Genomic DNA, 23,959 nt, shown 5'->3' on the forward strand with positions numbered 1-23,959 from the left:
GAGCTAACAAAATCATGACGACTGAACGAAAACCTATACTCACTCTGCGTCAAATTCGTAAAAGCTTTGGCCCGACAGAAGTGTTACACGGTATAGATCTTGAGGTTTACCCTGGAGAAGTCGTGGCGTTGTTGGGTGAAAACGGCGCTGGTAAGTCGACAACTTCCAATATCATTGCTGGTGGTTTTCACCAAAGCTCTGGGGAAATGACATGGATGGGTGAAGCTTATTCGCCCAATAGTCCGCGAGAAGCAATCAATTCAGGCCTTGTACTTATCCATCAGGAGCTGCGACTACTGGAGCATCTATCTATTGCTGAAAATGTTTTTATCGGTCGTTGGCCGAGCAAAGGCGGTTTTGTTAGCCGAAGAGAGATGGAGCAGCGAGCACAAGCTCAGATAGAAAGACTTGGTCTGAACATTTCGGCATCCACTTTGGTGCGCGGTCTTTCAACCGCCAACCAGCAACTGATAGAAATAGCCAAAGCTCTTGCTCTTAACGCTAAGCTATTAATATTAGATGAGCCGACAGCAGCCCTTGGTGGAGCTGAGACTGAACTTTTGTTTAAACAAATTGAACGGTTAAAAGCTGATGGTGTTGGGATTATTTATATTTCTCATCGCTTGGAAGAGATACGTAAAGTGGCTGACCGTCTGGTAGTTATGCGTGACGGAAATACAGTCGAAAACTTTGATACTGGCGATGTTCCGATTCGAACCATTGTTGAAAGCATGGTAGGACGAGATCTCAACCAGATGTTCCCCGCCATTCCTGTACCGCAAGACGAGATATGTATAGAAGTTAAAAATTTGTCGTCACCAAGTGGTACGTTTCACGATATTAATTTCTCGGTCAAAAAAGGCGAAATATTTGGTATTGCTGGTCTTATTGGTGCAGGTAGAACTGAAATGGTTCGTGCGATAACAGGCGCAGATCCCATAGCTGCGGGACAAGTATTTTTGCATGGTAAGGACATTACGCCTAAGACCCCAACGAGTTCTATTGAGAATGGTGTGGTATTGGTGCCAGAGGATCGAAAGCTACAAGGGTTGGTACTCGACCACTCCATAGAAGACAACATCGCCTATGCGAATTTATCCACGATTTCCAAATTCGGCTTTATTCGTCCTGGTAGTATCAAAAAATACTCAGCAGCGGGTATAGCTCGTTTTGGTGTAAAGGGCAGCGGTGGGCAAAACGCAGGTGAAATGTCTGGTGGTAATCAGCAAAAAGTGATTCTGGCTAAATGGCTGGCAAAAGATCCTAAAGTAGTTGTCCTTGATGAACCCACCCGAGGCATTGATGTTGGTGCTCGATCCTCTATCTACGAAATCATCGTTGAATTAGCTAATAAAGGCATTGCTGTCATTGTGGTTAGTTCGGATCTTGAAGAAGTGTTGGGTATTTCCAATCGCATTATGGTCATGGCTGAAGGGAAAATGACGGGGATTTTGGACCGTGATAAGGCGAATGATGTCTCGGTAATGGAGTTAGCGACAGCCTTCGGATAGGTAGGGTTTGTCTATGATTGTAAATTTTAAATATCTTCAATAGGTAAATATGATGCTTGATTTCAATATAAATGCAGCCAAACTTTTTGATTTATCTGGACGAGTGGCTATGGTCACTGGAGCTGGAAGTGGAATAGGGCAATGCATTGCTCAGGCTTTGGCTAGTGCTGGTGCTAAGGTTACTTGTTTTGATTTGCGCGATGACGGCGGTTTAGCTGACACGGTGCAAAGCATTAAAAGCATGGGTGGTGACGCGGTTTCTTATACTGGTGACGTGTGTGATTTTGAATCTTTACGATCTGCTGTTCAGTTGACAGAAGACACTTATGGCCGTCTTGATATTGCTGTGAATGCTGCTGGGATTGCTAATGCCAATCCTGCGTTAGATATGCAACCAGACCAATGGCAGCGAGTGATTGATATTAATCTGACTGGTATTTGGCATTCTTGTAAAGCTCAAGCTGAATTAATGGAAAAAAGCGGTGGAGGCTCAATTGTCAATATCGCTTCTATGTCAGGCGTGATTGTGAACCGTGGCTTGGAGCAGGCTCATTACAACACATCTAAAGCCGGCGTAATCCATCTAACAAAAAGCCTAGCAATGGAATGGGTCGATAAAAACATACGTGTTAACTCTATTAGTCCTGGTTACACCGCAACACCAATGAACACTCGACCAGAAATGATTCATCAAACTAAAGAATTTGAACGTCAAACGCCAATGGGAAGAATGGCAAGAGTTGATGAAATGGCAGGGCCTGCGATTTTCTTGTCTTCTGATGCGGCGTCATTTTGTACAGGTGTAGATTTATTGGTTGATGGTGGATTTGTCTGCTGGTAAATCAGCAGACTTTTTTTGATCAAATAGAATAAATATTCAGGTTGGAAATTTAATTCATACCACCTTATTTAACAGGAGGATATATGAATCCTTTTAAACTAGAAGTTGAGGAGCTTGAACGTAAAGCACGTTCAGTCCGAAGAAAGATCATTAAACTAAATGCGAACAGCCCAGCGGGCGGGCACACAGGGGCTGATTTGTCTCAGGTGGAAATTGTTACCGCTTTGTATTTTCGTATATTGAATTGTGCGCCAGATCGTTTAACTGATGATACTCGTGACATCTATATTCAATCTAAAGGTCATGCTGTTGGTGGTTATTACTGCTGTCTTGCTGAGGCGGGTTATTTTCCTGAAGCATGGCTGCCAACGTATCAACATAATGACTCTCATTTGCCAGGTCATCCTGTTCGTCAGAAAACGCCAGGAGTGGAATTAAACACAGGTGCTTTGGGGCATGGTCTTCCTGTTGCAGTAGGGTTGGCTTTGGCTGCGAAACGTGATGCTAGCCCAAGAAAAGTGTATGTATTAACGGGAGATGGTGAATTAGCGGAGGGCAGTAACTGGGAAGCGGCTTTGGTGGCGGCTCACTATAAACTTGATAACCTTATTGTGATCAATGATAAGAATAACTTGCAGCTAGCAGGATCCACTGAATCGATTATGAAAACTGACCCGCTAGATAAAAAGTGGCAGGCGTTTGGTTTTAATGTCGCTCAATGTGATGGCAATAATGTGGCCTCGGTTGTTGAGACTCTAGAAGGGCTTAAAGCAGAAGGTAAACCTAATGTGGTGATTGCCAATACGATAAAAGGTGCAGGGGTTTCTTTTATTGCTGGGCGTCCAGAATGGCATCATAGAGTACCTAAAGGCGATGAAGTGGAACTTGCATTAAAGGAGTTAAGTGATGTCTAACAGTGAACATTTTGCCAATATCATGGTGCAGTGCTTTATCGATGCTGTTCAAAATGGTGTAGATCTTGTTCCTGTCGTAGCGGATTCAACTTCTACTGCAAAGATTAAACCTTTTGTTGATGCTTTTCCTGATCGACTTGTTAATGTTGGGATTGCCGAACAAGTATTAGTCGGTACCGCGGCTGGCTTGGCGTTGGCGGGAAAAGTGGCCGTAACTTGTAATGCAGCACCTTTTTTAATTTCTCGTGCAAATGAACAGGTAAAAGTGGATGTTTGCTATAACAATACCAATGTGAAGTTATTTGGGTTGAATTCTGGTGCCAGTTACGGACCTTTAGCGAGTACTCATCACTCAATAGATGATATTAGTGTCATGAGAGGGTTTGGTAATATTAGGATTTTTGCACCCAGTTGCCCACTAGAATGTAAGCAAATCATCGATTATGCGATAGCAGAGGAGGGCCCCGTTTACATTCGTATGGATGGTAAAGCATTACCTGAATTGCATGATGAAAACTATCAGTTTGTTGCTGGTGAACCGTCTTTGCTTCGCTCGGGAAAACAGGTGGTCATTTGTGCTTTGGGGTCTGTCGTTCACGAAGCCGTAGCTGCATCAGACGTACTAAAAGAACAAGGAATTGACGTTTCTGTGGTCAATGTGTCATCCATTCGTCCTCTTAATAAACAGACTTTAGCTAAGATGTTCGGCGAGACGAAGCACATTATTAGTGTGGAAGAGCATAATATTAACGGCGGACTGGGGAGCGTGGTTGCTGAAATTATGGCGGAACAGGGCATTGTTGCTAAGTTAGTACGCCTTGGTGTAGAAGATGGTGGTTATGCCGCCGCAGGAGACCGCCCTTATACTCGTAAAATGCTATCTATTGATAGTATGGGGATTGTTGCTGTGTGCCAACAGCTGTTGCAAAGCGAGATATTGAATGCGTAAGGTGATTTTAGCCATAGATGAAGGAACGACAAATGTTAAGTCGTTACTATTGGATCCGCTTGGAAAGGTCATTGGTAAAGGTTCTGTCCCTTTGTCTATTAGTCACCCCTCAGTTGGGTTGGTTGAGCAGGATCCTGTTGAAATCATCGAAAAGATGAAAGAGTCTATTGCATTGGCAGTAGGCTCGATTGCTGAAAGTGTTCAAATTGAGGCGATTGCAATCAGTAATCAGCGGGAATCTGTTCTACTTTGGGAAAGAAGCACTGGTAAACCTTTGACTCCGGTTATCAGCTGGCAATGCAGGCGCTCAGAGTCTCTTTGTGAGACCTTACGTCAAGATGATGTATTTAGTCGTTATGTACAACAATCGACAGGGTTAACCCTTGATCCGATGTTTCCCGCTACGAAAGTTTCCATGGCTCTGCAACAAATTCCTGACGGTCATATTCGAGCGGAAAAAGGAGATATTTGTATCGGCACTATTAATACTTGGATGGTTTGGAATTTGTCCAATAACGTATTTGTGACCGATGCTTCTAATGCTTCTCGAACACAGCTTTATAATATTGGTAAGCAAGTTTGGGATGACGCTATTTTAGAGCGATTGGGGATTCCTAATGTAGCGTTGCCTCCTGTTGTGGCTTCTTCTCATATCGTTGGTTTGACTCGTGAGTTTGGTGTGCTTCAACAAGGTATTCCTGTGGCATCTCAAATAGGTGATTCTCATGCTGCTTTATTTGGTCATGGTGGTTATAAAACGGGGGTTGTTAAAGCAACCTATGGGACTGGCAGTTCAGTTATGGCTGCGATGCTGAAACTACCGGATATTCGGAATGAGATCAGTACTACTATAGCGTGGGATGATTCGACATTATTTTATGCTCTAGAGGGTAATATTACTCATACTGGCTCAGCGATAGATTGGACTAGACGCATGCTAGGCGTTGAAAATATGGACGCTATGTGTCAATTGGCAGCCCAGGCGGATATCGATCATTCTGTATTTTTTGTACCAGCTTTGTCGGGACTTGGTGCACCTTACTGGGATTTAGATGCGACTGGTATTTTTTGTGGATTGAAAAGCGCAACAGAGCGAGCAGATCTTGCTCGAGCGGCTTTTGAGTCGGTACTCTTTCAGGTAGCTGATGTGTTTTATGTTATTACTGAAGAATTACCAGAAGTAATAGAGTGTCTTTGTGTCGATGGTGGTCCAACATTGAATGATTGGTTGATGCAGGCGCAAGCAGATTTACTTGGTGTTCCTATTCGTAGAGGAGGGGTTGCTGAAGTCTCTGCGATTGGTGCCGGTTATCTTGCTGGACTTGCAATTGGCTGGTGGAATAATAAGGAAGCGCTCTCAGCACTTGAAGGTGATGGAACGCTATTTACTCCCAGACAAGGTAGATATGATTACTGGCAAAACCGCTACCATGGATGGGCATTAGCTGTTAAGAAATGTCGCTTAGGTTAGTGTTTCAAAATTGCTTCAGCCGTTATCCTATCGGTGATTAGCACATCAATGTAGTTTCCAGATAAAGCGCCTTTTATGGCTTCTACTTTATCTAGGCCGCCCGCTAGGGCAACGACGAGTTCACATGATTCTAGTTGTTCTAGCGACATACCAATCACAGGATCATCTTCAAGCTTAATAACTGGTTTACCTTCTTTATCGTAGTAATGTAGGCAAATGTCGCCTACGGCACCTTTGCTAGCCAGTTCTTTTAATATCTTTGTATCGTAGTAGTTGCCAGAATTTCGTAGTAGGTTCGATGGCTCAAGCATGCCAATGCCGACAATGGCAAGGTTTACTTTATTAAACATTTCCACTACTTCTGATACTTCGTCTGTGCTGAGCAGTTTATTTTTATCTTCTAGAGAGTGCTCAATACTTTGTGCTGGAAGCATAAAGGCATCACAGGACAGAATATCCGCCATGTTTTGCGTTAGTATGGTTGCCTGAATATTTCCATTGTGACCGACACCACCTAACACTTGAATAACGCCTTTTGCTTTTGCTTTGGTTGAGTGTAAGTGGTCGACCATGGAGCGAATGGTATCACTCCAAGAAGAGATACCAATTAGATCACCGTCTCGTAATGAAGTATCTAAATAATGGGCGGCTGAAGAGCCTATTACACGTTTGATCTGTGTATCACTGGGGTTATCTTCAATGTCGACGACAATTACGTTAGAAACGTTGAAACGCTGTTGAATTTGGGATTCTAAAGCAATAAAAACAGAAGGCGGTTGAATAACACTGATTTTTACTATGCCTTCTTTGAGACATCGAGTAATTGCTCTAGATACTTGAGATTGTGATAGTCGTAGTGTTTTTGCAATGTCTGCTTGTTTTAAACCATCTTGGTAATAGAGTGTAGCTATTTTTAATAGTAGTCTTTTTTCATCAGCTTTTGACATTATCTCTTGGTCTCTCAATGGTCTTTTATTCTTGAGAACAATAATAAAGGTCGTACCATCAAAATACTATCTTTTCGCCTTGTTAGCGGCTGATAACAGCCACTATCACTACAGAAGCGAAATACTATTTTACGCCAATTGCCTTGTGCCACTGCTATCACTTTGGTGGTGCAGTAAGTTGTCGACGGTAGTTTCAGCAATATGGTTAAGCGCTTCAATAGTGAAGTAGCCTTGGTGGCCTGTCACGACGACGTTGGGGAACGTAAGCATGAGCTGGAAAACGCTGTCTTGAATGATGTGTGAAGACATGTCTTCAAAGAAGATTTTGTTTTCTTGCTCATAGACATCTAAGCCTAAATAACCAATTTTTCCGCTGTACAGGGCGTCGATGGCTTCTTGGGCGTGGACGAGTGCACCACGGCTGGTGTTGATGATCATCACGCCGTCTTTCATTTTTGCTAGGCTGTTTTTATTAATGAGATGGTGGGTGGATTCGTTTAACGGGCAGTGAAGGCTGATGATGTCACTTTGTTGATAGATTTCATCAAGCGTTAGGTATTGGCAGCCTTGGTTGATCAGATCTTGTGATGGGTAGAGGTCATAGCATAAAACTTTGCAACCGAAACCTTTCATGATACGACAAAAAGCCGCTCCAATTCGTCCTGTGCCAATACAGCCAATGGTTTTGCCTTCGAGGTTAAATCCCATTAACCCTTCTAACGCAAAGTTGCCTTCTTTAACACGATGATAAGCGCGATGAGTTTTACGGTTCAATGTCATGATAAGAGCGACGGCATGTTCAGCAACGGATGTTGGGCTGTAATCGGGGACATGAAATACCTTGATGCCTTCAGCTTTTGCGGCTTTAAGGTCAACGTTGTTAAATCCAGCGCAGCGCAGCGCAATGGTTTTGACTCCTTGTTGTTTTAATAGGTGAATGACTTCGGCATTAACATCATCGTTCACGAAACAAGAAACCGCATCAAAGCCTTTTACTAGACTAATGGTCTCCATACTTAGGCGACTTTCAAAGTAGCTCATGGATAATTCTGTATTATCAGCAAAGGTTGTCAGAGTTCTTTTATCATAGGGTTTGCAGGAAAAAACGGCGACTTTCATAAAACGGGGCCTGTCTTTTGGTTGGAAAAGTTAGGCTATTTATAGCCTAAAATGGTGTTTTATGCGCGTCTTATATTGAGGATATTGATTTAGAACAAGTGTCTTTGGCTAGTAGGAAACAAGGATGTCTTTATTCATAACATTTGAACTAAGGGTTAAGTGCATATTATTAATAGTAAAATTTTGTAATGTCTTTTCCATTCTTATCGCACATTCTTTAATTATCAGTTATTAGTTAGTCTAAGCTTACTACAGAGATTTTTATTTTATTATTTGAGGCATGAGGCGTTTATGCTGAATCCGTTTTTCGCTTGGAGGCACATGTGAATCGGCTTTCATCTAGTGCTATATACAACCGTTGGGTGATGCTTACTTTACTAACGGGAGTATTGGTTACTTGCATTGTTACTTACAAAGTACAGGACTTTAATGAAGTCAGGATTAACCAAGCGGCTTCTGAAGCGTCTCGTAAATTAAAGCAAGAGGTGGCTTCTAGAATTCAGCTTTATCAATATGGGCTTCGAGGTGCTCGCGGTGTTGTTCTTACGGCTGGTGAAAATGGCATAACGCGAGATATCTTTTTACAGTACAGTTTAACGCGTGATGTGGATGGTGAGTTTCCTGGGGCTCGTGGTTTTGGCTTTATCCGTCGCGTACTTCCTGCTGAAGAAGAGTCTTTTACGGCAATGGCACGCCAAGATGGTTGGCCTGGCTTCTCTATAAAAATGCTCAACCCAAACTTTAACGAACATTATGTTATTCAATATATTGAGCCTGTAGAACGAAATCGTCAGGCTGTGGGGCTGGATATTGCCTCGGAGCGCAATCGTCGTGAAGCGGCCGCCTCTTCTTTTTTTACCGGTGAGGTTCGTTTGACTGGCCCGATTACTCTGGTGCAGGCGACAGGTAAGCCCCAGCAATCTTTTTTAATTCTTATGCCTATTTATCGCGGAGGAAGCACCCCGTCAACGCTTGAAGAGAGAGTTGAAAAAGGGTTTGGATGGAGCTATGCGCCATTGATAATGGAAGAGGTTTTGTCTGGCTTAAACTATGACCCTGAAAAGTTATATTATGAGTTATATGATGTGACAGATTTAGATGATCCGGTACTTTTTTATACTGCAGGTACTCATGAAGGTAGTGCCTATGAGCAAATAGAAACATCTGTCGTGTATGGTCGAAACTGGCGAGCTTCTTTATCTGTTTCTCCTACCTTTATTCGTGATTTACACCTCCCTAATCCACTCATTTTTCTAGTATTTGGCTTACTAATTAGTTTTCTCGTAGCGGCTATAGTGGCGGCTATTCGAGTCAATATGGCACGTCGTCGGGAAGTCGTTGAATATCAAGCTAGAATTACTGCACTCGTAGAAAACTCGGCAGATGGCATTCTTAGTAAGAATCTAGATGGAATCATTCTTAGTTGGAACAAAGGCGCAGAAAGTATTTTTGGTTTTACACAGGACGATGCGATAGGACAGTCTATAACCACTTTACTTGTTCCGGAGGATCTACAGAAAGAAGCCATTGATATTTCTTTCGATGTCAAAAAACAAAAACAAGCACGTTCTATTGAGACACGTAGGAAAACGAAATTTGGTGGAGAAGTGCCAGTTGCTTTGACTTTGTCACCCATTTTGGATGTTGTAAATGATGTTATTGGTGTTTCTATCAGTGTGCGAGATATTTCTGAACGTAAAAAAGCAGAAGAGAAAATTAGAGAATTAAATGCAAATCTTGAGTTCCAAGTAAAAGAGAGAACGGCTGAATTACAGGAGCTTAATTTATTACTGAATGAGGTGTTAAGTGCATCATCAGAGGTGTCTATCATTGCAACCGACACTCAAGGCATTATTAAACTCTTTAATACGGGCGCAGAACGTATGTTGGGTCATAGCGCCGATGAAGTGGTTGGAAAGATCACCCCGGTAGGGTTTCACATAGAGTCTGAAATTGAGCAACAACGCGATGATATTCGAGAAGCAACTGGGACGCATGTTATAGGTGATTTGGATGTATTAATTTATAACGCGCTACGTGGTAATTACGACCCTCAAGAGTGGACTTATATTAATAAGCAAGGCAATACTCGCCCTGTTTCTTTAGTTATTACTCCAATGAAAGACAGTAAGGATGAGGTCGTTGGCTTTCTGGGTATTGCTATGGATATTTCTGAACAGAAGAGAAGCCAGCGTGAGCTAATTTATACTAGAGACCAACTATTACTAGCCGCTGAAGTGGCGAAATTGGGGATTTGGAGTTGGAATATTGAAGACAACACTCTTGAGTGGAGTGATTTAATGTTTGAGATCTATCATCTTCCTGTGAAAAACGATGTTGAATACATGGACTGGTTCAGCCGAGTACACCCTGATGATAGAACTATGGTTGAGAAGTCTCTAAAAGAGGCCGTTGATAGTAGTAGTGATTTTAATTTTACATTTAGAATTATTTTGCCTGATAACAGTATTCGTTACATTGTCGCCAGTGGCTCTCTTCATAAAGGTCCATCAGGCAAAATGACGAAGATGACGGGGATAAACCGAGATATTACCCAAGAGCATGAGCTGGAAAGTTGGCTTAGAAAGGCGAAAGACGAAGCTGACGCAGCTAGTGCGGCAAAATCAAATTTTCTTGCCAATATGAGTCATGAAATTCGTACGCCAATGAATGCAATCCTTGGTATGTTGCATTTGGTCAAACGGACGAATTTGAACCATCAACAAAATGATTACATTTCAAAGGCACAAATTTCGGCCAAATCTTTATTGAGTTTAATTAATGATATATTGGATTTTTCTAAAGTCGATGCCGGTAAGTTGGAGTTAGAAAAAGCACCTTTTGAAGTCGAAGAGTTGCTCTGCGAACTGTCTACTGTCTTGTCTGGTAGCTCCATAGAGAAAAATGTTGAGCTCATTTTTGATATTGATGAGAAGATTCCTGCTTACCTTGTTGGCGATAAATTGCGCCTGTTACAAATACTCATCAACTTAGTCAGCAACGCAGTGAAATTTACTTTAGAAGGTAGCGTGGTATTGAAGATTCATTCTCTTGCCATTGAATCTGGAATGTCGCGTTTAAGCGTTTCTGTGAATGATACCGGCATAGGTATAGCACAAGATCAAATAAACTCTATTTTTGATGTGTTTTCTCAAGCAGAATCTTCTACTGCCAGACGCTTTGGCGGATCAGGCTTAGGTCTGGTTATTTGCCGCCGATTTGTTGAGTTGATGGGAGGAGAGCTGCATGTTGACAGTGTCTTGGGGGAAGGGAGTCGCTTTTATTTTACGGTTGATTTGCCTATTGCAGATAGCTCGGTTGAAAAAACAGCGAATCCATTATCAAGAGAAGCACTGCGTATTCTCATTGTCGATAGCAACGCGGTAACACAAGCTATTTTGGCTCGTATGGCAGAAGCTCAAGGCTGGTATTGTGAAAAAGTCGAATCTCTTGAGCAAGCGGTAGAATCGATTCAACAGGCTGCTGAACAAGGTGTTTTTTATGATGTTATCTTGTTGGACACAAAAACAACGGACTTTATGGGGCAGCAAAGCATTGAAGAGATTCGTAACCAGGTCGGTTCGTATAAATCAGAGCCGAAAATAATCATGCTGTCTAACATGCTAAATAATCAATTCGGTGATGGTGATGAGCTTGAATCAATCTCTGGTTACTTATTGAAGCCGATAACATTGAGAAAACTCTCTGAGTCTGTTTATCGATCTTTTTTAGGCGCTGAGGGTGCTTTGGGTAATTCTCAATCTAGTCATAAGAATGAGAGAGGAAGTTTAACTGGCGTAAAACTTCTCTTGGTTGAAGATAATGTTTTTAACCGACAGGTCGCAACAGAGCTACTTATTGCCGAAGGGGCTGAGGTTTTTGTTGCTGAAGATGGGGTAGAAGGTGTTGCAACAATATTAAATCATGATGAAGGAGGTTTTGATCTGGTTTTAATGGATATGCAGATGCCGGGAATGGATGGCCTAGAAGCGACTAAAGAGATTCGTAAGGAGTCGAGATTTGACTCACTTCCTATTATTGCGATGACGGCTAATGTATCTGAGGTGGACCGTCAGGCCTGTTTAGACGCTGGTATGAATGATCATATTGGTAAACCTTTAGATATAGATCAGATGATAGTTTGTATCCTCAAGTATACCCAGAAACATGACTTAGTTATGGAAAGTGAAAAAGAGAAAAACTTTTTACCGGAAGAAGCTAAAACCGAATCTACAGAGCCAGAGGAATACGAAGAGATTGAGTCTATTTTGGGACGATTCGGTGGTAGTGTTGAGTTGTATAAAAGTGTTGTTGAAGGGTTTACGCATGAAGCGAATGAATTGTTAAGTGACATCAAGTCGGGTATTGAAGAGAAAAACGAGGTCAAAACACGGGAGAGCCTTCATACTCTAAAAGGTGCGTCATTGACCATGGGCTTATTAAAACTTTCTAATCGGTTGTTTGCTTATGAAAAGGTATTGAAGACATCTGAGGATAGTTCTGAGATCGACGCCTGTTTATCCTCTATTAATACCGCTCAATTGCATCTTGAACTAGAGGAAGAGTTGGCTACTATTTTTGCTAAAATTCAATCCCATGAATGACGTGTCAAAGCATGAGGTTCTAGTCTCTTAATGAAGTTAAAGGATTTTGGGGGAGGGGAAGTAAGGATGCAAAAGCGGTCGATCACATGAACGGCCGCTCTTGTACTGATTATTTAGATAAGGTATCGAGTGTTTTCAGTAGCCAGTTTAATTCATTTTCGCCTTCTAAACGTGCCGCCATTGTTTGTTCGTGTTCCATGACTCTATCAGTGATGGTGATGAAAAACTGCTCGCCTTTTTTGGTCATAAATAAAGCATAAGAACGGCGATCATTTTTAGCTGGTCTACGTTCAATAATGTCCATTTGCTCTAATTTATCAACCGCAGAAACCATCGCTGATCTATCATTACCAAGAGCCTGAGCGACAGCGGTTTGTGTGAGCCCAGGGTTTCTTTCAACAATAGCAATGATGGCAAATAAGCCTGGACTAATGCCAAGGTCAGAACAGACTTCAGAAAATTTACTGAAAAAGTTCATTTGGGCGCGACGTAGTCGATAACCAACTAGGCTATTTAATATACCAAAGTCTATTGGTTGGTCTGTTTTTTTTGTATCGTCTGCCATGTCAGTCTCTTTTTATTCAGGTAAATCCGCATTGTAATATAAAAATACGCATTTGGTGTAATACTAAACTGTTGAGGATGCTCTCAAACCAACAATAGCTGGAGATATCTCCAGCTATTGTTGATTGGTACTAGCCTATTAAGTGCACTAGCCCAAGAGTAATACTCGGGAAGAGAATCAGAAGTGCGACCCTGACAAAGTCAGAAATCAGGAATGGAATGACGCCTTTAAAACACTCTTTGAGTCTTAGGCTGTCATCAAATGATTTAATGATGAAAACGTTCATTCCTACCGGCGGGGTTATTAGTCCAACCTCTACTACAATCAGTGCAAGAATGCCAAACCAGATACCTAAATCTGTCGGTGGAATGCCAAAATCCATTGCCATTACCATAGGGAAATAGATCGGTATGGTTAGCAGAATCATGGCTAAGCTATCTAAAAAACAGCCCATGACTAAGTAGGTTAAAAGCATCAAAACTAAAATAGTATAAGCAGACAAACCAGAGCTTTGAATTAGTTCAACGCCCAAATCTGGTAATCTAGAAAGTGCAATAAAGACACTAAATAGGTCAGCACCCAAGACGATAAAGAAGATCATCGCAGAAGATACCGCCGTCTTCATCAAGCAGATTAACAAGCCATCAAAGCGCATCTTACCATGAGTAAAAGCCAATAAAGCGGTTAAAATAACGCCAACTGATGCGGCTTCTGTAGGGGTGAAAACGCCTAAATAAATACCACCCAGCACGATTAGGAAAATTCCAGTAATGTGCCAAACATCCTTAGTAGATTTTATTTTTTGGGCAAAGGTTGTTTTTTCACCTCGTGGGCCTGCTTCAGGGTATAAGCGAACATAAATAGCAATCGCTAGAATGTAGCCGCCAGCCGCTAGGAATCCGGGTACAAATGCAGCGATAAACATTTTAGAAATGTTTTGCTCTGTGAGTACAGCGAAAATGATTAGCACCATTGAAGGTGGAATCAAAATACCTAGTGTTCCCCCAGCTGCTAACGCTCCAGCAGCAAGACTGCCTGAGTATTTGAGGCGTTTCATTTCGGGTAACGCTACTTTCCCCATGGTGGAGGCGGTTGCTAGAGAAGATCCGCAAATAGCGCCAAATGCTGCACAACCTGCGATGGCGGCCATAGCGATACCACCGCGCTGGCGGCCTATCCAAGTATTACAGGTTTTAAAGAGCTCTGCGGTAATTCCTGAGCGTGTTGCCAGTTCTCCCATTAGTAAGAAGAGTGGTACTACAGATAGATCATAACTGGAAAACTTTGAAACAGGAGCGGTTCCAAGGTATTCCAAAAGCGCGGGGAAGCCCCCAATCATGGCATAACCAAAAGCACCACACACCAGCATGGATAATGCGATTGGAATGCGAATACTCATTAACACTAGCAGTACAGCCATCATTAAAAAGGCCAGTTCAATATTACTCATGATCACCTCCACAAAATGTTGCGGACAAGCGATACAGGCCGCACAGACCACAAAGCGTCATCGCGATGACACCAACAATAAAAGTCCACCAAGTGGGGAGTTCAAGTAACATACTTTGCTCTAAATATTCTTTGGCTTCAAAACCGCTGAGTGTCATGCGGTAGGCAAAAACAAAAGAAATAAAGGTAAATACAAGGTCACTGATGACCTCTAAGGTTCGTAAGGTTTTCGGTTTGCAGTTTGCAGTGAATAGGTCGACAATCACATGGCCTTTGCGAATATAGCAAGTTGGTAAAAACAGAAATATCGCCATAGCAAGCCCCATCTCTGTAATCTCGTAATCGCCTTCAATTGACTGTCCTATTGTGGTTCGACCAATGATGCTTGCGACGGTGACCGCCGCAACCACTAACATGATAAACCCACCTGTCAGTGCAAATATGTCCGAGATGCGCCCTAGGAAAGAGCGCTGTAAGTCGGTAGTAAAACGTATCATGTTAAATCATCCTACGTACGGTGTGTCTTAAAAGTCTTCGTACTTTTTGATTAGTTCTTTGGCTTCGTCTAGTAGACGTTGTCCATCATAACCATCATCATTCATTTCTTTGAGCCATTGCTCAGTAACAGGGGCAAGTTTTGTTTTCCAGCGATCGTATTCAGCACCTTCGATTGTACTAAAAGTATTGCCGCGTTTTACCGCATCACCACGAGCACCCACTTCATAAGCATCGAATGCATCACCGATAAAGCCTGCTAAGTGAACACCAGAGTTGCGATCGATTACGGCTTTAAGGTCTGCAGGAAGTTTTGCGTAAGAATCGTTATTCATAGCAAAAATGAAGAATTGAGTATAAAGACCTCGATCGCCTTTGAACTCAGTATGGTGTGGCGCTAATTCATCAATTTTTAATGGTTTAACCACTTCAAACGGTAGTGCAGCCACATCGATAACGCCTTTTGATAGCGCACTTGGCATACTAGGAACCGGCATGAAAACGGTATTTGCACCTAAAATACCAAAAGCATCAGCCATCATTTTATTTGGCGCGCGTACTTTTAAGTCCTCAAGGTCTTCTAGCGATTTGATGTCTTTATCACGTGAATGTAATGAACCAGGGAAGTGTGTGTGCATAGCAAGTAAATGAACATCTTTTAGTTCATCTTGCATTTCTTTTTCGGCATATTCTTGTAATGCCATACTCGTGATACGAGCATTAAGTGGCATAAAAGGTAATTCAAATACTGTGGCTTTAGGGAAACGTCCTGGCGTATATCCGCCTACCGTCCAAGTAATATCAACAACCCCTTTACGTGTTTGGTCGAATAGCTGTGGTGGTTTACCACCCAACTGCATTGCTGGGTAGATATCAATATGGATACGCCCATTAGACTCTTCTTCTACTTTATCTGCCCAAGGCTGTAAAAAGTTAGTGTGTGCGTTAGACACTGGCGGAAGCATATGATGGAGCTTAAATGTGTATTCGGGAGCGGCTGTTGCACCAATAGACATGACCGAGCAAGCTAAGAGCATTACGCGGCGTAAGTTAAATTTACTCATGATTGATCACCTTATTTGTTTTTGTTATTGAATATCTGGTTTTATTTTGATTCGTTGCTAAGTTTGCTTTTACGGGCTTATTTTTAGGGTTGTAAGTGTTTCGTCCTGTTTGTGTAAGAAGTATGGAGTGTTTGCTTCAAATGCCAAAATAGAATTTCTGCGTTAACCATTCAAAAAAAGCAAGACGCTTTAGTATTGATAAAGTTATATTGCTATAAAATACAAAAGTCTAGCTATTCAAATAAGGCAAAACTTCCTAAGAATTAGAAGTGAGTTTTAAGAACTCACTTCTAACCTGAGAGTTAAATAATTTCCTTAACTCTATTGTTTGTCTTGATACTTTTTGATCAATAACTTGGTTTTATCAAGCAATCTTTGGCCGTCATAGCCATCATCATTCATGTCTTCAACCCACTCTTCTGCGATTGGTGACATGGCTTTCTCCCAGCGTTGATGTTCTGCTCCCTCGATATAATCAAACGTATTGCCACGGTCTACAGCAAATTTGCGAGCAAACACTTCATAGGTATCAAAAAGCTCGCCAATGTGTCCAGCGAGTGTGATTCCCGAATTATTATCGATCACTTTTTGTAAGTCGGCAGGCATGCTGTCATAGACTTTCTTGTTCATGGAAAAAATAAAGGTATTGGTATATAAGCCTGTGCCTTTGAATTCCGTGTGATGGCTAACCAGTTCGTGAATTTTCATGGGTAGAACCACCTCATAGGGTAATACGGCAACGTCTATAACCCCTTTGGAGAGAGAACTTGGCATTTCAGTAACGGGCAAAAATACTGTGTTTGCACCGACAAGATCAAAAGCTTGCGACATGGCTTTATTTGGCGCGCGTACTTTTAATCCTTTTATGTCTTCCAATTTTTGAATTCTTTTGTCACGAGAATGAAGGGAGCCAGGAGTGTGAGTATGAACGGCAAGTAGGTGAACATCTTTTAGCTCATCTTGCATCTCTGTCTCAGCGTATTCTTGCAATGCCATACTGGTTGCTTTGGCTGTGCCAGGGACAAATGGTAATTCAAAAGAGGTCATTTTAGGGAAACGGCCGGGAGTATAACCAGCAACTGTCCATGACATATCGACAATACCTTTGCGCACTTGGTCGAAAAGCTGAGCTGGCTTCCCTCCTAATTGCATGGCTGGGTAAATATCGATATGGATACGACCATTGGATTCTTCTTCCACCTTTTTAGCCCAAGGCTCTAAAAAATTACTATGGGCATTGGAGGCAGGTGGAAGCATATGATGAAGCTTTAGAGTGTATTCAGGATCAGCCGCTAAAGCACTGATAGATACCATGGAACCTAGCATTAAAGCCAAGCCTTGCAATTTTAAATTATTCATTTAATCACCTTGGTGTTTTTATTTTTAATGATGTTTTTTGCTGTATTGCTCTAGTTTTCCATGTTCCTTATAAACGAAGGTGTAAAAAAGGCCTTTTGGGCAATTTCTTACGTCTTACCTACATTTTTCAACGCCTTTTTATCATTCATCATGTAGAACAATTAAGTTGTGACACAAATTGTTGTGCTTTTCAATAATTGAATTAATAGATTTTTTGATTAGGGTATTCAAAAAAAGCAACGTTATTAAAAAATGTTTGTGAAAAAAATAGTTGTGGTGTACAACATAATAAAACCCCAGCCAATTAAACAACTATAAAAGAGATGTGAGGGTAAAAAATGAGTAAGGTTATTTCCCTAGCGCAGGCCGCTAATTTGATCCCTGATGGTGCCAATGTTGCTTGGTCCACAGTCGGTATGTCTTATTTTGCCGAGGCGGTCGCAAAATCTGTTGAGCAACGTTTTACGGAAACGGGGCACCCACAACAATTAACGCTTATCCATGATTGCGGCTGTGGCGATGGTAAAGACGCAGGTATGTCGCACATGGCGCATCCGAATTTAGTTAAGCGTTTAATTTCAGGTCATACTGGTCAAGCACCGAAAATGGCGCAAATGATCACAGACAATGCCATTGAAGCCTACCTTTTACCTCAAGGCGTACTGACTACCATGTGGCGTCAGATTGCTGGTAACAAACCGGGTGTTATTACCAAAGTCGGCATGGGAACTTACGTAGATCCTTTAATTAGTGGCGGCAAAGTCACCTCATTAACCACAGAAGATTTAGTCAAACGCATCGAAATTGAAGAGGAAGAATGGCTACTTTATAAAACGTTTCCCCTAGATGTTGTAGTAATTCGTGCCACGACAGCCGATGAAGACGGTAACTTATCCGTAGAAGAAGAAGCGATGTTGGCGGAAATATTGCCTATGGCGCAAGCGGCTAAAAACAGTGGCGGAATTGTCATTGCGCAGGTGAAATATATTGCTGAGCGTCACTCCATTCACCCTAAAGAAGTCAAAGTGCCGGGTGTATTAGTGGATTACGTTACGGTTGCTCCAGCCGAAGACCACAAACAAACCATTACAACAACCTATAACCCAGGATTAGCGGGTAACTCTCGTGTGCCATTAAATGCGCTACCCCCTATGCCGTTTAGTGACCGCAAGGTGATTGCTCGTCGTGCCGCTATGGAGTTAAAAGCCAATGTCATGGTCAACCTTGGTATTGGTATGCCAGATGGTGTGGCCGCAATTGCCGCAGAAGAAAAGGTTTCTCATTTATTTACCCTAACGACAGAGCTAGGTACCTATGGTGGTATTCCTGCTTCTGGTGGAGATTTTGGTGCAGCTTGGAATGCGGATGCCATTATTGAACACGAAGCTCAGTTCGATTTTTATGATGGCGGTGGTTTAGATATCGCTTTCTTGGGACTGGCGCAAGCGGATAAAGAAGGCAACTTAAACGTCAGTAAGTTTGGCCCGAAAGTGGTTGGGCCAGGTGGTTTTATCAACATTTCCCAGAGCGCTAAAAAAGTCGTGTTCTGCGGTACCTTGGTCAATGGCGCTAAGCTTGGCTTTGAGAATGGCAAGATGAAAGTACTGGAAGAAGGCAAGGTGCAGAAGTTTGTCGAAGCCGTTGATCACATTACATTTAGTGGTGTGGTTGCCCGTCAAAACCATCAACCCGTGGTGTTTGTGACCGAGCGTTGTGTATTAGAGCTACGTCAGGAAGGTATGGTACTCACGGAAATTGCCCCTGGATTGGATTTGGAAAAAGACGTGCTTAGCATGATGGCTTTCCGCCCAATTATTGCGGATGACCTTAAAGACATGCCTGCTGCCATTTTTGCTGAGCAGTGGGGTGGTTTGGGCGACATCATGGCAACGTCAAATCCATAGTCAAAATAACAACAAGAATAAAGAGTAAATATTATGTCTATCAAGAATGTAGAAATTCCTTACGGTGCTTACTGGAGTACACCGTTTACCAAATGGCAAGGTTCATTGCAGCATTTGCATTCAATGAAGTTTGCCGCTCATGTGGCTAAAGCCGAGTTGGCAAAGCGTAATATCGATCCCAAGGTGTTTGATTCTGGTGTGCTGGGGATGACGGTAAACCAATATCAATCTTTCAACGGTGCACCATGGCCTTTGTATGAGATTGGTGCGGTGAATACAGCGGGGCATGCAGTGAACCAAGTGTGTGCTACCAGTGCTCGTGGTCTGTTTGCAGCAGCATCAGAAATTGTCTGCGGTATGGCCAATGTTTCTCTTTTGATGACGGCTGATCGTTGCTCGAATGGTCCGCATATGTATTACCCAAATGCCAAAGGACCAGCGGGTGCGTCGGAAGATCAGGTTACCTACAACATGATGAACGATTGTGTAGGTGGCCATTCCATGATGCAAACTGGCGAAAATGTCGCCAAGCGTTTTGATATTACGCGAGAAGAATTAGACGAAGTTACTTACCGTCGTTACGAGCAATATCAAGATGCATTAAAAGACGATCAAGCTTTTCAAAAACGCTACATGACATTGCCTTTGTCGGTGCCAACGGCCAACTTCAAAAAAGAAGAAACCGTGGTCACAGGGGATGAAGGCGTGTTTCCAACGACGTTAGAAGGTTTGCAAAAACTGAAACCGATTCAGGAAGGTGGCGTGATTACGTTCGGTAATCAAACTCACCCCGCTGATGGTAACGCTTCTGCGATTCTTTGCCGATCTGAGGATGTGGCTTCTCTTACCACACGTCCAGAAATAAAAATTGAAGTGTTAGGTTTTGGGCAAGCCCGAGACGATTTGGCCTTTATGCCAGCCGCGCCAATTGAAGCGGCAAAACGCGCTCTTGCGGTAGCTGAAGTTGATATCCAACAAGTGAAAGCAATCAAAACCCATAACCCATTTGCGGTGAATGATGTGGCCTTTGCTAAAGCGATGGGAATCGATGTGATGACCATGAACAACTACGGTTGTTCCTTGATTTGGGGGCATCCTCAAGGTCCAACAGGAATGCGCGCCATTATTGAGCTGATTGAAGAGTTAACACTGATTGGTGGTGGCTATGGTTTGTTTACAGGGTGTGCCGCTGGGGATACCGGTATGGCGGTGGTGATCAAGGTTTCAGATCGCTAAACAGGCACGACTACTGTACTCGATTATACGGTCGCTCATTTGCACATCATATGGTGCAAAGGCTCAATAAAATTTTAAAGGTAACCCAATATGACGTATCAATTTATTAATTACTCTGTAGAAAATGGCGTGGCGCATTTGCAGCTGAATCGCCCAGAGAAGAAAAATGCCATCAATGACAATTTGTGCCTTGAGATTGAACATGTTTTTTTGAATTTGACCAATGATGTCAATGTGATTGTGCTGTCTGGTAACGGCCCTGAGTTTTGTTCTGGCTTGGATTTGCAAGAGCATAAAGCTCGTGAACCCTTCGAAGTCGTAAAGCATTCACAAATGTGGCATCGCGTGTTTGGTCATATTCGTGAATCGGGCATTCCTGTGGTTGCCGCTATGCATGGCGCGGTCATTGGCGGTGGTTTGGAGTTGGGGATTTGTGCGCATGTACGAGTCACGGAAGAAAATACTTTTTATCGTTTGCCTGAAGGCAAACACGGCATCTTTGTAGGTGGCGGCGCATCTGTCAACGTGGCGAATGTGATTGGTGCCAGTCGTATGACCGAAATGATGTTAACCGGCCGTGATGTCAGAGCAGAAGAAGGCCTGCGTATTGGTTTGGCTCATTATGTTGTTGGCAATGGCGAAGCTTTGGCAAAAGCCTTTGAAATTGCACAAGGCATTGCCAAGAACTCTAAATATTCAAATTGGGCCATGACCACTGGTTTGAGCCGTATTAGTAATATGTCATCGCAAGAGGGTTTGTACGCTGAGTCACTGATTTGTGGTATTACGCAAACCAGCGAAGAAGTAAAAGCGCGTATTGATGCTTTTTTGAATCGTAAAAAATCCTAAGCATTTTCTTTTATAAATGCTGCGCAGTTGCTCTAGAAACCTTCGCTCGCTACACAGTGCAAAGGTCTCTCTAAAAATAACAAAGCAAATTAAAGGTGAGTTATGCAAATTCAAGACAAACATTTTGTAGTTACAGGTTCGGCTTCTGGTATTGGTGAAGCGGTGGCTCGTCGTCTTCATGGCTTGGGAGCGAAAGTCACCTTAGCCGATGTGAATGAAGAGGGTTTGAAGCGTGTTAAAGCGGACCTTGGTGAGCGAGTACAAGGTGGCGTGACCGATATTGTTAACGAAGAGTCGGTGCAAAGTGCGATTGATAAAGCGGTAGAAGCTTTTGGGCCGATTAGCGGATTAGTAAATTGTGCAGGGATTCCGGGGGCAGAGCGTATTGTCGGTCGTGAAGGTCCGCATCGTTTAGCGTCTTTCCAACGTGCTGTATCGGTTAACTTAATCGGCACTTTTAATATGATTCGTCTGGTGGCAGACAAAATGCAGCACAATGAGCCGGAAGCCAATTTAGAGCGTGGTGTGATCATTAATACGGCTTCAGTTGCCGCATTTGACGGTCAAATTGGTCAGGCTGGCTATGCGGCTTCTAAAGGCGGTGTGTGTGCTATGACCTTGCCAATTGCCCGTGAATTAGCGCGTTTTGGTATTCGAGTAATGACTATTGCTCCGGGCCTATTTAAAACCCCTATGATGGATGTTTTGCCAGAAGAAGTGCAAAAGTCGCTAGGAGAGTCCGTGCCTTTTCCGCCACGCCTTGGTGAGCCGGATGAATACGCTTCTTTGGCGCAGCATATTATTGAGAATGGCATGTTGAATGGCGAAGTGATTCGTCTTGACGGTGCGATTCGTATGGCAGCGAAGTAATTCGGAGTTAATGATGAACTATCAAGCTCCTTACAAAGACATGCAGTTGCTGGTGGCGCAAGCTTACCAGCAACAAGGTCTAGACGCTGATGAGTCTTTAGCTGGTTTTGACCCTGAGCTCGCCAATGCGGTGATGGAAGAGGCGGCTAAGTTTGCTTCCGGTGTTCTCGCGCCATTGAATACCGTTGGCGATGTTCAAGGTTGTCGCTTTGATAATGGCCAAGTAATTACGCCAGAGGGTTGGCAGGCAGCCTATCAGCAATTTGCTGAATCCGGTTGGATTGGTTTGGCCTTGCCGGAAGCATTTGGTGGACAGGATCTGCCAAAGTATATCGCGCAACCGGTTAATGAAATGTGGTTGTCAGCAAACTTGGCCTTTGTGATGTTTCAAGCTTTGGCGCAAGGTGGTTCAGAAATTTTGTTGAACTTTGCCAATGAATCGATTCAAAACCGCTATTTGCCAAAGATTGTCAGTGGTGAATGGACCGTGGCAATGGCGTTGACTGAACCCAATGCGGGTTCAGATCTTGGTGCATTAAATACTAAAGCGATGCCACAAGCGGACGGCACTTATAAAATTAAAGGTCAGAAGATTTTCATTACCTATGGTGAGCATGATCTTACCGACAATATCGCTCATTTAGTGTTGGCAAGAACACCTGATGCACCGGCTGGAAGTCGTGGCATTTCGTTGTTTATTGTGCCTAAGTTTCGGGTTGCCGAGGATGGTACATCTGGAGAGTTTAATGATGTTCGTTGTACAGGTATTGAGCACAAAATGGGACTTCATGGCAGTCCGACCTGCTCCATAAGTTATGGCGATCAAGATGCTTGCATTGGGGAGTTAGTCGGCGAACTGAATCAAGGCTTAATGGCGATGTTCGTGCTAATGAACGAAGCGCGTTTGAGTTGCGGTTTACAAGGTGTCGCGCTTGTTGAATTAGGTTATCAACAAGCATTGTCCTATGCCCAAGAGCGAACTCAGGGCACAAATGCCCAAGGCGAAAAAGTGGCCATTGTTGAACACGCGGATGTGAAGCGTATGTTGTTAGAAATGCGCTCCGAAAGTTTTGCTTTGCGTGCTTTGGGTTATCAGATTGCTGCTCAAATTGATGCGACAGAAGCGGAAAATGGAGAGGCGCAAGACAACCAAGCGAAAAAAGACAGAATTGCTTTGCTGACGCCAATCTTTAAAGCGTTTGCAACAGAGCGAGCCAATGTGATGGCGGGTCAAGTGGTTCAAGTGTTTGGCGGGATGGGCTTCGTTGAAGAAACCGGCGTGGCGCAAATTATGCGAGATGCCAGAGTCACTACTATTTATGAAGGCACAACTGGCATTCAAGCCCGCGACTTGCTGTTTAGAAAAGTATTGGGTGACAAAGGACACGTGCTCACTGAGTTATTGGCTGAGATCTCTCAGTTGTTAGGTAAGTTTGACGCGGATGAAGCTCTTTCAGCCATGGCAAAGGACACCCAGCAAGTGATTACAAAAGTGATGTCTTTGTTGGGCTCTCAGATGCTTAATGGTGAACGAGATGTCACGTCTTTACAGGCTGTATCAGTGCCATTTTTAGAAGCAATGGGTGTTTTGTGTTGCTCATGGCAGCTATTAAATGTGTTGGCTTATCAGCAAGCAGACGGGAACTTAGATGAAGCTTATATGCAGAATATTCGCGCATTGGCAGCATTTTATGGTGCTTACCGTTTGCCTTCTGCATTGGCGGCTCTAAAAGTCGTTGAAAACGCTGGCGCGGGTGTCAGCGAGTATGAATTTTGAAATAGACCAAATGGTCTGAAGTCGAGAAAACAATA

The 23,959-nt window shown here is 43.0% G+C and carries 18 protein-coding genes; 11 read left to right on the forward strand and 7 right to left on the reverse strand.

All coding sequences use genetic code 11. From position 1 onward, the window contains the following. Positions 1–14 precede the first annotated feature (14 nt). From C0J08_RS07200 to C0J08_RS07220, 5 genes are all read left to right on the forward strand, one after another. The gene (locus C0J08_RS07200; RefSeq protein WP_212655417.1) at positions 15–1,511 is read left to right on the forward strand and encodes a sugar ABC transporter ATP-binding protein; all 1,497 of its coding nucleotides are present in this window, start codon (positions 15–17) and stop codon (positions 1,509–1,511) included. A gap of 52 nt (positions 1,512–1,563) precedes the next feature. Then, positions 1,564–2,352 (forward strand): SDR family oxidoreductase, encoded by a 789-nt coding sequence (locus C0J08_RS07205; RefSeq protein ID WP_249344551.1) that lies wholly within the window; start codon positions 1,564–1,566, stop codon positions 2,350–2,352. An 83-nt stretch (positions 2,353–2,435) separates the two neighbouring features. Continuing rightward, the gene (locus C0J08_RS07210) at positions 2,436–3,266 is read left to right on the forward strand and encodes a transketolase (RefSeq protein WP_212655419.1); all 831 of its coding nucleotides are present in this window, start codon (positions 2,436–2,438) and stop codon (positions 3,264–3,266) included. Further along, positions 3,259–4,215, forward strand: a complete 957-nt coding sequence (locus C0J08_RS07215; RefSeq protein ID WP_212655420.1) for a transketolase family protein — start codon at positions 3,259–3,261, stop codon at positions 4,213–4,215. Before C0J08_RS07210 ends, C0J08_RS07215 begins: the two co-directional genes overlap by 8 nt. Continuing rightward, complete coding sequence (locus tag C0J08_RS07220; RefSeq protein ID WP_212655421.1) at positions 4,208–5,686, forward strand: FGGY family carbohydrate kinase; 1,479 nt, start codon at positions 4,208–4,210, stop codon at positions 5,684–5,686. The genes C0J08_RS07215 and C0J08_RS07220 overlap by 8 nt, the downstream gene beginning before the upstream one ends. On the opposite strand, the gene C0J08_RS07225 is transcribed toward C0J08_RS07220, so the two are convergent. Both C0J08_RS07225 and C0J08_RS07230 read right to left on the reverse strand, forming a co-directional pair. After that, positions 5,683–6,633, reverse strand: a complete 951-nt coding sequence (locus C0J08_RS07225; protein WP_212655422.1) for a sugar-binding transcriptional regulator — start codon at positions 6,631–6,633, stop codon at positions 5,683–5,685. The genes C0J08_RS07220 and C0J08_RS07225 overlap by 4 nt on opposite strands. Before the next feature lie 129 nt (positions 6,634–6,762). Next, positions 6,763–7,752, reverse strand: a complete 990-nt coding sequence (locus tag C0J08_RS07230) for a 2-hydroxyacid dehydrogenase (protein ID WP_212655423.1) — start codon at positions 7,750–7,752, stop codon at positions 6,763–6,765. Positions 7,753–8,075: 323 nt separating this feature from the next. On the opposite strand from C0J08_RS07230, the gene C0J08_RS07235 reads away from it, so the two are divergent. Further along, complete coding sequence (locus C0J08_RS07235; protein ID WP_212655424.1) at positions 8,076–12,356, forward strand: CHASE domain-containing protein; 4,281 nt, start codon at positions 8,076–8,078, stop codon at positions 12,354–12,356. A 109-nt stretch (positions 12,357–12,465) separates the two neighbouring features. Here the strand turns inward: C0J08_RS07235 and C0J08_RS07240 are convergent, their stop codons facing one another. From C0J08_RS07240 to C0J08_RS07260, 5 genes are all read right to left on the reverse strand, one after another. Next, positions 12,466–12,921, reverse strand: coding sequence for a MarR family winged helix-turn-helix transcriptional regulator (locus tag C0J08_RS07240; protein ID WP_212655425.1), 456 nt, complete (start codon positions 12,919–12,921; stop codon positions 12,466–12,468). 130 nt (positions 12,922–13,051) lie between these two features. Next, on the reverse strand, positions 13,052–14,371 hold the full coding sequence (locus C0J08_RS07245) for a TRAP transporter large permease (protein ID WP_212655426.1): 1,320 nt from the start codon (positions 14,369–14,371) through the stop codon (positions 13,052–13,054). Further along, positions 14,364–14,867 (reverse strand): TRAP transporter small permease, encoded by a 504-nt coding sequence (locus tag C0J08_RS07250; protein ID WP_212655427.1) that lies wholly within the window; start codon positions 14,865–14,867, stop codon positions 14,364–14,366. The genes C0J08_RS07245 and C0J08_RS07250 overlap by 8 nt, the downstream gene beginning before the upstream one ends. A gap of 27 nt (positions 14,868–14,894) precedes the next feature. Continuing rightward, positions 14,895–15,929 carry a TRAP transporter substrate-binding protein gene (locus C0J08_RS07255; RefSeq protein WP_212655428.1) on the reverse strand — a complete coding sequence of 345 codons (1,035 nt, stop codon included), beginning with the start codon at positions 15,927–15,929 and terminating at the stop codon, positions 14,895–14,897. A gap of 321 nt (positions 15,930–16,250) precedes the next feature. Continuing rightward, entirely contained in the window at positions 16,251–17,288 is a 1,038-nt protein-coding gene (locus C0J08_RS07260) for a TRAP transporter substrate-binding protein (protein WP_212655429.1), read from the reverse strand. A 338-nt stretch (positions 17,289–17,626) separates the two neighbouring features. Here C0J08_RS07260 and C0J08_RS07265 point away from each other — a divergent pair, with 338 nt between their 5' ends. From C0J08_RS07265 to C0J08_RS07285, 5 genes are all read left to right on the forward strand, one after another. After that, entirely contained in the window at positions 17,627–19,192 is a 1,566-nt protein-coding gene (locus C0J08_RS07265; RefSeq protein ID WP_212655430.1) for an acyl CoA:acetate/3-ketoacid CoA transferase, read from the forward strand. Between the two features lie 33 nt (positions 19,193–19,225). Then, entirely contained in the window at positions 19,226–20,428 is a 1,203-nt protein-coding gene (locus tag C0J08_RS07270; RefSeq protein WP_212655431.1) for a thiolase family protein, read from the forward strand. 90 nt (positions 20,429–20,518) lie between these two features. Beyond that, on the forward strand, positions 20,519–21,277 hold the full coding sequence (locus C0J08_RS07275; protein WP_212655432.1) for a crotonase/enoyl-CoA hydratase family protein: 759 nt from the start codon (positions 20,519–20,521) through the stop codon (positions 21,275–21,277). Positions 21,278–21,379: 102 nt separating this feature from the next. Further along, positions 21,380–22,147 carry a 3-hydroxyacyl-CoA dehydrogenase gene (locus C0J08_RS07280; RefSeq protein WP_212655433.1) on the forward strand — a complete coding sequence of 256 codons (768 nt, stop codon included), beginning with the start codon at positions 21,380–21,382 and terminating at the stop codon, positions 22,145–22,147. 13 nt (positions 22,148–22,160) lie between these two features. Then, a complete protein-coding gene (locus C0J08_RS07285) occupies positions 22,161–23,924 on the forward strand; it encodes an acyl-CoA dehydrogenase family protein (RefSeq protein ID WP_212655434.1) in 1,764 nt (587 codons plus the stop codon). The last annotated feature ends 35 nt before the right edge of the window (positions 23,925–23,959 follow it).

This window comes from Marinomonas sp. CT5 (assembly GCF_018336975.1).
In the GTDB taxonomy this organism is placed as follows: Bacteria; Pseudomonadota; Gammaproteobacteria; order Pseudomonadales; family Marinomonadaceae; genus Marinomonas.

What these genes read in the sequence shown, in the direction of transcription:
- C0J08_RS07225 (WP_212655422.1), bottom strand. Translation starts at nt 6,633, where the DNA reads ATGTCAAAAGCTGATGAAAAAAGACTACTATTAAAAATAGCTACACTC.
- C0J08_RS07260 (WP_212655429.1), bottom strand. Translation starts at nt 17,288, where the DNA reads ATGAATAATTTAAAATTGCAAGGCTTGGCTTTAATGCTAGGTTCCATG.
- C0J08_RS07220 (WP_212655421.1), top strand. Translation starts at nt 4,208, where the DNA reads ATGCGTAAGGTGATTTTAGCCATAGATGAAGGAACGACAAATGTTAAG.
- C0J08_RS07240 (WP_212655425.1), bottom strand. Translation starts at nt 12,921, where the DNA reads ATGGCAGACGATACAAAAAAAACAGACCAACCAATAGACTTTGGTATA.
- C0J08_RS07215 (WP_212655420.1), top strand. Translation starts at nt 3,259, where the DNA reads ATGTCTAACAGTGAACATTTTGCCAATATCATGGTGCAGTGCTTTATC.
- C0J08_RS07255 (WP_212655428.1), bottom strand. Translation starts at nt 15,929, where the DNA reads ATGAGTAAATTTAACTTACGCCGCGTAATGCTCTTAGCTTGCTCGGTC.
- C0J08_RS07205 (WP_249344551.1), top strand. Translation starts at nt 1,564, where the DNA reads ATGCTTGATTTCAATATAAATGCAGCCAAACTTTTTGATTTATCTGGA.
- C0J08_RS07285 (WP_212655434.1), top strand. Translation starts at nt 22,161, where the DNA reads ATGAACTATCAAGCTCCTTACAAAGACATGCAGTTGCTGGTGGCGCAA.
- C0J08_RS07230 (WP_212655423.1), bottom strand. Translation starts at nt 7,752, where the DNA reads ATGAAAGTCGCCGTTTTTTCCTGCAAACCCTATGATAAAAGAACTCTG.
- C0J08_RS07275 (WP_212655432.1), top strand. Translation starts at nt 20,519, where the DNA reads ATGACGTATCAATTTATTAATTACTCTGTAGAAAATGGCGTGGCGCAT.
- C0J08_RS07280 (WP_212655433.1), top strand. Translation starts at nt 21,380, where the DNA reads ATGCAAATTCAAGACAAACATTTTGTAGTTACAGGTTCGGCTTCTGGT.
- C0J08_RS07245 (WP_212655426.1), bottom strand. Translation starts at nt 14,371, where the DNA reads ATGAGTAATATTGAACTGGCCTTTTTAATGATGGCTGTACTGCTAGTG.
- C0J08_RS07200 (WP_212655417.1), top strand. Translation starts at nt 15, where the DNA reads ATGACGACTGAACGAAAACCTATACTCACTCTGCGTCAAATTCGTAAA.
- C0J08_RS07250 (WP_212655427.1), bottom strand. Translation starts at nt 14,867, where the DNA reads ATGATACGTTTTACTACCGACTTACAGCGCTCTTTCCTAGGGCGCATC.
- C0J08_RS07210 (WP_212655419.1), top strand. Translation starts at nt 2,436, where the DNA reads ATGAATCCTTTTAAACTAGAAGTTGAGGAGCTTGAACGTAAAGCACGT.
- C0J08_RS07265 (WP_212655430.1), top strand. Translation starts at nt 17,627, where the DNA reads ATGAGTAAGGTTATTTCCCTAGCGCAGGCCGCTAATTTGATCCCTGAT.
- C0J08_RS07270 (WP_212655431.1), top strand. Translation starts at nt 19,226, where the DNA reads ATGTCTATCAAGAATGTAGAAATTCCTTACGGTGCTTACTGGAGTACA.